Raw genomic sequence first — 471 nt, forward strand, 5'->3', positions numbered from 1 at the left:
TCATTGAACGTCTTGAAGCACTTAAGCCTTATATTATCGGTAATGACCGCACACCGGAAGATGGTCCAAACAACCAAACACCACAGCAAATGGCAAAATATAAGCAGTTTGCTGCTTGTATCAACTGCGGCCTTTGTTATGCCGCTTGTCCTCAGTTTGGTCTGAACCCAGAGTTCCTTGGCCCTGCGGCCATCGCACTTGCTCACCGCTACAACTTAGATAGCCGTGACAATGGTAAAGAAGAGCGCATGGAACTGCTTAACGGTGACAATGGCGTGTGGGGCTGTACGTTTGTCGGCTTCTGCTCTGATGTTTGTCCGAAGAGTGTTGATCCTGCCGCGGCGGTAAACCAAGGTAAAGTTGAGTCTTCTAAAGACTTTGTGATTGCTATGCTTAAACCTCAGGAGAACTAAGGATGAGTAACCGTAAACCTTACGTTCGCGAAATGAAAGCAACATGGTGGCAGAAGAG

At 47.6% G+C, this 471-nt stretch carries 1 protein-coding gene; it reads left to right on the forward strand.

Features of this window, described 5'->3' with window-relative positions:
- Window positions 1-413, forward strand: a 413-nt coding sequence (locus AACW90_RS22955; protein ID WP_390232040.1) for a 4Fe-4S dicluster domain-containing protein, incomplete at its 5' end; no start/stop codon positions are given.
- Between the last annotated feature and the right edge of the window lie 58 nt (window positions 414-471).

It is taken from the genome of Vibrio frigidus (assembly GCF_042465995.1).
Classification (GTDB): Bacteria; Pseudomonadota; Gammaproteobacteria; order Enterobacterales; family Vibrionaceae; genus Vibrio.